Origin of the sequence: Dyella sp. SG562 (assembly GCF_011759495.1) — a bacterium.
Lineage (GTDB): Bacteria > Pseudomonadota > Gammaproteobacteria > Xanthomonadales > Rhodanobacteraceae > Dyella_D > Dyella_D marensis.
In genome coordinates this window covers 55,165-61,962 of record NZ_JAAOYS010000018.1, presented here as the reverse complement: position 1 = coordinate 61,962, position 6,798 = coordinate 55,165, and the positions used below count along the sequence as shown (strand labels likewise).

At 67.4% G+C, this 6,798-nt stretch carries 4 protein-coding genes; all 4 read right to left on the bottom strand.

From position 1 onward, the window contains the following. Window positions 1-139: 139 nt before the first annotated feature. The 4 genes from FHW84_RS22090 to FHW84_RS22075 all read right to left on the bottom strand — a co-directional run bounded on the left by FHW84_RS22090 (window position 140) and on the right by FHW84_RS22075 (window position 6,683). A complete protein-coding gene (locus tag FHW84_RS22090; RefSeq protein WP_167258477.1) occupies window positions 140-2,791 on the bottom strand; it encodes a PAS-domain containing protein in 2,652 nt (883 codons plus the stop codon). A 52-nt stretch (window positions 2,792-2,843) separates the two neighbouring features. After that, on the bottom strand, window positions 2,844-4,151 hold the full coding sequence (locus tag FHW84_RS22085; RefSeq protein WP_167258475.1) for an MFS transporter: 1,308 nt from the start codon (window positions 4,149-4,151) through the stop codon (window positions 2,844-2,846). A gap of 17 nt (window positions 4,152-4,168) precedes the next feature. Beyond that, a complete protein-coding gene (locus FHW84_RS22080) occupies window positions 4,169-5,314 on the bottom strand; it encodes a porin (protein WP_167258489.1) in 1,146 nt (381 codons plus the stop codon). A gap of 67 nt (window positions 5,315-5,381) precedes the next feature. After that, window positions 5,382-6,683 (bottom strand): dicarboxylate/amino acid:cation symporter, encoded by a 1,302-nt coding sequence (locus FHW84_RS22075; protein ID WP_167258473.1) that lies wholly within the window; start codon window positions 6,681-6,683, stop codon window positions 5,382-5,384. Between the last annotated feature and the right edge of the window lie 115 nt (window positions 6,684-6,798).

Sequence of the window (6,798 nt, the reverse complement as noted above, 5' to 3'; positions counted from 1 at the left end):
GGTTACTTTCTCTTTGGGCCAGCAAAGAGAAAGTGACCCGGGCGCCGGCAGGCGCACGGAATGCCCGCTGCATAAGCGGCCAAGTCGCGACAACCGCACCTAGTCGCTACTGGATCCCGGCCCACGCCGAGATGACAAGCTAAAACGCGCCACCAGCAAGCAACACTTGCGACATCAACGCCCGCAGCGCCGCCGGCGCCGCCGGCTTAGGCAGGAACCGTAAGCCCGCCTCCTGCACGCGCATGCGCGTCTGCGCATCCTTCTGCGCGGAAAGCACAATAGTCGGCGGCCGCGCCCCCCAGCACTCAACCAGCCGCGGCAACAAATCCAACCCAGTGACATCGTCACCCAGCTGATAGTCAAGCAACAGCAAATCCGGCGCCCCGCCAGCACGCGCCAGCGCCACCGCGCCCTCCGCGCTATCGATCAGCGTCGCCTCGCACCCCCAGTGCCGCAACAGCGCACCGATAGCCTCGCGCACGCGTGGCGCGTCATCCACGCACCACACCCGGCAACCGCGCAGCGGCGAATCCTCATCGCCAGCGACCGCCATCGCGGCAGGAGCCGCCGCCACCCCCGCCGGATCGCCAAACGGCACCGTCACCGAAAACACGCTGCCGCGCTCCGGCCACGAGCGCAACCCGATGCGGTGATCGAGCAATCGCGCAATGCGATCCACGATCGACAAACCCAATCCCGCGCTGCGCCCATCGCGATCGATACCGGTATCGAGCCGGCGGAACTCCTCGAAGATCGCCTGCCGCTTCGCCTCGGGAATACCCACGCCGGTATCCCAGACCTCGATGCGCAAGCCGTCATGCGCGCGGCGGCAACCGAGCAGCACGCGACCGCGCGGCGTGTAATGGATCGCGTTCGACAGGAAGTTCTGCAGCACGCGCCGCAGCAGCAGCGGATCGCTGTGCACCGTGGCATGGCAAGGCACGTAGTGCAGCACCAGGCCGCGCGACTGCGCCAGGATGCCGAACTGGCGCGCCAGGCCCGTAAGCAGTGGCTCCAGCGGTACGTCCACGGGCTTCGCGGTCAGCGCGCCGGCTTCCAGGCGCGCGATATCGAGCAGGCTCGCCAGCAGCTGGTCCTGGGCTTCCAGCGCGCTCTCCACGCGGTCGGCCAGGCCGCGATCGTCGCCGCCGGGCAGGCGGCCGCGCAGCACGCCCACGTACATGCGCGCCGCATTCAGCGGCTGCAGCAGATCGTGCACGGCCGCGGCCACGAAGCGCGTCTTGCTGCGGTTGGCGCGCTCGGCTTCGGCCTTGGCCGCCTCGAGGTCGTGCGTGCGCTCCTCGATGCGCTGCTCCAGCGTGGTGGCGAGGTTGCGCAGGTCGCGCGCCGCCGCCTTGTACGCGGTGATGTCGGCGAAGCTGGTGACGAAGCCGCCGCCGGGCAGGGGATTGCCGCGGATTTCCAGCACGCTGCCGTCCGGGCGTTCGCGCTCGAACATGTGCGCCGAGCCGCTGCGCATGTGATCCAGGCGGCGCTGGATCGCTTCTTCCACCGAACCCGGCCCGAGCCGGCCCAGCCGCGCGTTGTGGCGCAGCACCTCTTCGATCGGCATACCGGCGCGCAGCAGGCCGGGCGGGAACTTGAAGATTTCCTGGTAGCGGGTGTTCCACGCCACCAGGCGCAGATCCTTGTCCACCACGCTCACGCCCTGCGGCAGGTGTTCCAGGCTGGCGTTGCGGCTGGCCGCGGCTTCCGCCGCATGCACCACGCTGTCCTGCGCCGAGCGCAGCTCGCCGGTGTAGTGGGTGACCAGGCGTTCCAGTTCGGCGCGGCTCTGCAGGCGGTGCTGGATCAAACGGCGGCGCTGCTGCAGGAACAGGCCCAGCAGGATCAGCGGCGCCCAGGCGCCCGCGGCCACCGCAGCGGCCAGGCGCGCGGTGGCGAGGCTGCCGGCGGCGCTGCGCAGCAGGTGCAGGGTCCAGCCTTCCAGCGGCAGGTTCAGCGAGGTCCACAGCCGCGTGCCGCGGTCCTCCGGCTCGACGATGCGCACCAGGCGGCTGCCGTCGCCCAGTTCGTCCAGCACGCGATAGACGGCCGGACGCAGCGGCTGGTTTTCATATTGGCGGGTCGCTTCCATGCGCGCGGCTTCGTCGGGCTTGAGCGCGGCCAGTTCGCGGAATTCCCATTCGCGCTGGTTGGTGAGGAACACCACGCCGGCCTTGTCGCTCAGCAGCAGGGTGCCTTCGCCGTGCAGCCATTCGCGTTCCAGCTCGCCCAGCGGCACTTTCACCGAGATCACGCCGATCACTTCGCCGCGGTTGCCTTTCACCGCTTCGGCGATGAAGTAGCCGGGCACGTGGGTCGAGATGCCCACCGCATAGAAGGTGCCGACGCCGTGGGCTACCGCACCCTGGAAATACGGCCGGAAATCGTAGCGGTGGCCGACATTGCTGCTGGGCTCGCGCCAGTTGTTGGCAGCCAGCGCCAGGCCGTCGCGATCGAGCAGGGTGAGCGTGGACGCATGCGTCACGCCGTTGGCGTGTTCCAGCTTCAGGTTGAGGTAGTGCTGCATGGTGGCGTCGGGCGGCGCCAGCAGGGCGGCGCGCAGTTCCGGGTCCAGCGCCAGGGTGCCGGGCAGTACGCGGTAGCGGTCGATCAGGCGCTGCAGGGCCAGCGATTGCAGCTGCAGCTGCTGCGCGCTGTCCTCGGCCATGCGGCCCAGGCTCTGGCGCAGCGCGATGCGATAGGTGAGCAGGGCGGACAGCGCCATGCCGGCGGCCAGCAGCGCGGCGATGGCGAGGGTCTTGCCGTGGCGGAAACGGATGGCCATGGAAGGTAAAGGAGCGCCTTGGTCGCGGCGGCCTTCCTGGCTGCGCTGAGGGTCAGTCCTCGACAATGCGCGAATGCCGCCGGGTGTCGCGCATGCCTATGTATACCAGCAGGGAACAGGCGATGCAGGCGGTGACGTACCAGTAGAAATAATCCTCGTGGCCGATCTTCTTGAACCACAGCGCCACGTATTCCGCGGTGCCGCCGAACACCGACAGCGCCAGCGCATAAGGCAGGCCCACGCCGATGGCGCGGATCTCGGTGGGAAACAGTTCCGCTTTCACCACCGCATTGATCGAGGTATAGCCGCTGACGATGATCAGCGCGGCCATGATCAGGCCGAACGCCTGCCACCAGTCGTGCGCTTCCTTGAGCGTGGACAGGATGGGGTAGGTGAGCAGCGCGCCCAGCACGCCGAAGCCGATCAGCAGCGGGCGCCGGCCGATGCGGTCCGACAGCGCGCCGAAGGCCGGCTGCAGCAGCGCGTAGACGAACAGCGCCGCGGTGGAGATCGAGGTGGCGTCGGCCTTGCTCATGCCGGCCGAGTTCACCAGGAATTTCTGCATGTAGGTGGTGTAGGTATAGAAGGCCAGCGTGCCGCCCATGGTCAGGCCGATCACCGTCAGCACTTCGCGCGGATGGCGCATCAGGGTGCGCAGCGGGCTTTCCGCGTGCTTCGCCCGCTTGAACGAGGACGTCTCGTCCATGTTGCGGCGGATGATCACGGCGATCACCGCCAGCAGCGCGCCGATCAGGAAGGGAATGCGCCAGCCCCAGTCGTGCAGTTGCTGGGTGGACAGCACGAATTGCTGCAGCACCACCAGCAGCGCCAGCGCGATCAGCTGTCCCGCCACCAGGGTCACGTACTGGATGCTCGACCAGAAACCGCGGCTTTCGCGCGGCGCCATTTCGCTCAGATAGGTGGCCGAGGTGCCGTATTCGCCGCCGATCGACAAGCCCTGCAGCAGGCGCGCCAGCACCAGCAGGATCGGCGCGGCCACGCCGATCTGCGCATAGCCGGGCGACAGGCCGATGATCAGCGAGCCCAGGCTCATCATGAACACCGACAGCAGCAGCGCCGCCTTGCGCCCGCGACGGTCGGCGAAGGTGCCGAGCAGCCAGCCGCCGAGCGGACGCATCAGGAAACCGACGGCGAAGATGCCGGACGTATTGAGCAGCTGCGTGGTCTGGTCGCTGGCCGGAAAGAACACCTGGGCGAAGTACAGCGAGAAGGCCGAATACACGTACCAGTCGTACCACTCGACCAGGTTGCCGATCGAGCCGCTGAAGATCGAACGCAGGCGCTTCCCGGCCGTCATGGCTGGCGCGCGTGCGATCAGTCCGGCGGTGGTGCTGCTCATGCTGCGGCTCCCGTTGCTCAGAAATACACCTGGGCGCGCAGCTCGAGCACGTCCGGATCCTGGCGTTTGCCCAGGTGGGTGGAGTGCGCCTTGACGTAGTTCGCCTGGAACTTGAAATGCTGGGTCAGATACCAGTTGGCGCCGAAGGTGAGGTCGTGTTCGCGGCCGCCGCGCACCTTGCCGTCGTCCAGGTCCAGCGCGCTGTAGCGCAGCAGCAGTTCCACCGCGCCCCAGGGGCTGCGCGGCTTGATGTTGGCGACGTTGCCGGCGGTGTAGGGGCGCGACTCGCCGGTGAGCACGTAGCTGCCGAACACGTAGTAGCCGTCCGCCGTGTAGTCGGCCAGGCCGTCGGTGCGCTTGGTCTGCGCCTGCAGGTATTCGCCCTGGAACGACAGCGGGCCGTGGATCCACAGGCCTTCGAAGCCGAGGCGGCGATTGCTGTCGACGTGGGTGAGCGAGCCGGAGTCGATCAGGCGCACGGTGGTGAGGCCTACTTCGGGGCGCGAACGCCAGCGTGCCGAGGGCGAGTGGTAGACGCCGCGCCCGTCGGTGGTGCCGTCGGGATTTTCGATCGATGCGGACAGGCCAAGATGCACCACGTCGCCTTCCTGCTTGAGCGGCGTCCACGCGGCGCGCGCGGCGACGGTGGTGCCGTCGTTGTCGCCTTGCAGGTCTTCGCCGAAGTAGTAGCCGACATTGACCAGGTAAGTGGGGCGCTCATAGGCCCAGTCGACGCCGGTGCGGCGTGTCTCGTAGAAGGCCTGCAGCGGCAGCGCGATCTCCACGAAGCTGTCATTGCGCGCGCTGGTGGCGCCTTCGAAGCCCACCGGCAGCTTGCTGTAGCCGAAGCGCAGCTTGCCGTAGTCCTGGCCGAACAGCCATTTGGTTTCCATGCGCCAGTACACGTCCAGCCATTGCTTGGACTGGAAATCGAAATAGACCAGCGCGTCCCACTCGCCCTTTTTCTTGGCGGTGAAGCCGAGTTCCTTGCGGCGGTTGGTGTGCGAGTCCTCGATGGTGTCGCTGTGGCGCACGTCCATCCAGTCGTACTGGTAGTTGCCGTACAGCGCCCACTCGGTGCCGTCGCCGGTGGTGTACTTGATCGGCCAGTTGTTGATGTCGGCCGCCCGCGCCGCCGGCACCAGGCCCAGCGCGCACAGCATGACGGCACTCAGGGACTTGATCGGGAAGGTGTTCATCGCAGCCTCGTGGATGGCGGGTAGGGCCGGCTCAGCCGGCATCGGTAAGCAGGGGAGCCTCGTCCGCGGCGGGCGAGGGCGGGCGGCCGTCGAGCGCGGCCTGCAGGCTGGCGTGGTCGAGTTCCTTCTCCCAGTGCGAGACCACCACGGTGGCCACGCCGTTGCCGATGATGTTGGTGATCGCGCGCGCTTCGCTCATGAAGCGGTCGATGCCGAGGATCAGCGAGAGGCCCGCGACCGGCACCGATGGCACCACGGCCAGGGTGGCGGCCAGCGTGATGAAGCCCGCGCCGGTGACGCCGGAGGCGCCCTTGGAGGTGAGCATGGCAACCGCGAGCAGGGTCAGCTCCTGCGTCAGCGTGAGTTCCACGCCCAGCGCCTGCGCCACGAAGATCGCGGCCATGGTCAGGTAGATATTGGTGCCGTCCAGGTTGAACGAATAACCGCTCGGCACCACCAGGCCGACCACCGACTTGGAACAGCCCAGGCGCTCGAGCTTCTGCATCAGCGGCACCAGCGCCGACTCCGACGAGGAGGTGCCCAGCACCAGCAGCAGCTCGTCGCGGATATAGCGCAGGAATTTGAAGATGCTGAAGCCGGTGGCGCGCGCGATGGCGCCCAGCACCACCACCACGAAAAGGATGCAGGCCAGGTAGAAGCTGCCCATCAGCTTCAGCAGCGGTCCCAGGCTGTGCACGCCGTACTTGCCGATGGTGAAGGCCATGGCGCCCATCGCACCCAGCGGCGCCAGGCGCATGATCATGCCCATGATGCGGAAGAACACCTTCGACAGCGCTTCCAGCAGGTTCATCACCGGCTTGGCGCGTTCGCCCAGGTGGATCATGGCGAAGCCGAACAGCAGCGCGAGCAGCAGTACCTGCAGCAGGTCGCCGTCGCCGCTGAAGGCGTCGGTGAAGGTCTTGGGGATCAGGTGCAGCAGGAAGGCGACGGTGCCTTGCTCGTGCGCGGCATTGGCGTACTTGGCCACCGCGGCGGCATCGAGCGAGGCGGGCGTGGCGTTGAAGCCGGCGCCGGGCTTGAGCGTATTGACCACCACCAGGCCGATCACCAGCGCGAAGCTCGACACCACTTCGAAATACAGGATGGCCTTGGCGCCGACGCGGCCGACTTTCTTCACGTCGGAGACGCCGGCGATGCCCAGCACCACGGTGAGGAAGATGATCGGCCCGATCAGCATCTTCACCAGCGAGATAAAGCCGTCGCCGAGCGGTTTCATCGCCACGCCGGTCTCCGGCGCGTAATGGCCGATCAGCCCGCCCGCGACGATCGCGGCCAGCACCCAGAAGTAGAAGCGGCGGAAAAACGCAGGCATGACGGCATCCCGGTGGAGGGTGTCCGGGAGCTTGTCAGGCGGGGGGCGGGGGGCAAATAACACATACCTACTAGGCCCGGCTCTTTGCCCCCTCTCCCCTCCGGGGAGAGGGTTG

Excerpts from the sequence above, each read along its gene's own strand:
- FHW84_RS22080 (WP_167258489.1), bottom strand. The coding sequence starts at position 5,314 with ATGCTGTGCGCGCTGGGCCTGGTGCCGGCGGCGCGGGCGGCCGACATC.
- FHW84_RS22090 (WP_167258477.1), bottom strand. The coding sequence starts at position 2,791 with ATGGCCATCCGTTTCCGCCACGGCAAGACCCTCGCCATCGCCGCGCTG.
- FHW84_RS22075 (WP_167258473.1), bottom strand. The coding sequence starts at position 6,683 with ATGCCTGCGTTTTTCCGCCGCTTCTACTTCTGGGTGCTGGCCGCGATC.
- FHW84_RS22085 (WP_167258475.1), bottom strand. The coding sequence starts at position 4,151 with ATGAGCAGCACCACCGCCGGACTGATCGCACGCGCGCCAGCCATGACG.